This is a genomic window from Kitasatospora sp. NPDC088346 (genome assembly GCF_044740765.1).
Lineage (GTDB): Bacteria > Actinomycetota > Actinomycetes > Streptomycetales > Streptomycetaceae > Kitasatospora.
Genome location: NZ_JBIURH010000043.1, coordinates 1 through 1,324 on the forward strand (window position 1 = coordinate 1; position 1,324 = coordinate 1,324).

Consider the following 1,324-nt stretch of genomic DNA (forward strand, 5'->3'; position numbering starts at 1 on the left):
GCCCGGTTACATTCCGAACCCGGAAGCTAAGCCTCAAAGCGCCGATGGTACTGCAGGGGGGACCCTGTGGGAGAGTAGGACGCCGCCGAACAATTATTCAAAGGCCGTGGCCCCAGCGAATCGCTGGGGCCACGGCCTTTTTTCTTTGACAGCTCGTGAAGTACGCCGGACGGCACCGGCGTCGGCCCGCACGCGGGCCCGGACCGGATGCCGGACAATAGAGGTGGTGTGCGGCCAGGGGGCCGGCACCAGGATGCGATGACGCTGGTGCCCGGAACGGCAGCGGCGCCAGAGGTCGAAGCAGCAGACAGGAGTCACCAGGATGTCGAACCCGCCCCAGGACCGTCCCGAGCGCCGATCGGACGAGGGCCGCGGTTACGAGCCCCGTTCGGGTGGAGGCTCGTCCTACGACCGCGGCCCGCGTCGGGATGACCGTGGCGCGGGCGGCTACCGCCGGGATGACCGTCCGCGTCGCGATGACCGGGGTGACCGTCCCTCGTACGGTGACCGTGACCGTGGCAGCCGTCCGTCGTACGGCGACCGTCCGTCCGGTGGTGGGTACCAGGGCGGTGGCGACCGTGGTGGCCGTCCGTCCTACGGTGACCGTGACCGTGGTGGGCGTCCCTCCTACGGCGACCGTCCGTCCTCGGGTGGTGGGTTCAACCGGGATGACCGTCCGCGTCGTGACGACCGGGGTGACCGTCCCTCGTACGGTGACCGCGACCGTGGCAGCCGTCCGTCGTATGGTGACCGTCCGTCCGGTGGTGGGTATCAGGGCGGTGGCGACCGTGGTGGCCGCCCGTCGTACGGTGACCGTCCGCGTCGCGACGACCGTCCGTCCTCGGGTGGCGGCTTCAACCGCGACGACCGTCCGCGTGGTGACTTCCGCCGTGACGACCGTCCGTCCTCGGGTGGTGGCTTCAACCGTGACGACCGTCCGCGTCGTGACGACCGGGGCGACCGGCCCTCCTACGGTGACCGTGACCGTGGCAGCCGCCCGTCGTACGGTGACCGCCCCTCCGGTGGCGGGTACCAGGGCGGTGGCGACCGTGGTGGCCGCCCGTCGTACGGTGACCGTGACCGTGGCAGCCGTCCGTCGTACGGCGACCGTCCGTCCTCGGGTGGTGGGTTCAACCGTGACGACCGTCCGCGTCGTGACGACCGGGGTGACCGTCCGTCCTACGGCGACCGTGACCGCGGCAGCCGCCCGTCGTACGGCGACCGTGACCGTGGCAGCCGTCCGTCGTACGGTGACCGCCCCTCCGGTGGCGGGTACCAGGGCGGTGGCGACCGTGGTGGCCGTCCGTCCTACGGTGACCGTCCG

The 1,324-nt window shown here is 71.3% G+C and carries 1 protein-coding gene and 1 rRNA gene; both read left to right on the forward strand.

All coding sequences use genetic code 11. From position 1 onward, the window contains the following. Positions 1–91: ribosomal RNA gene (rrf, locus tag ACIOFR_RS33515) — 5S ribosomal RNA — on the forward strand; the annotation flags it as partial. 508 nt (positions 92–599) lie between these two features. Continuing rightward, the coding region (locus ACIOFR_RS33520) for a hypothetical protein (protein WP_401003137.1) at positions 600–1,324 on the forward strand (725 nt) is incomplete at its 3' end.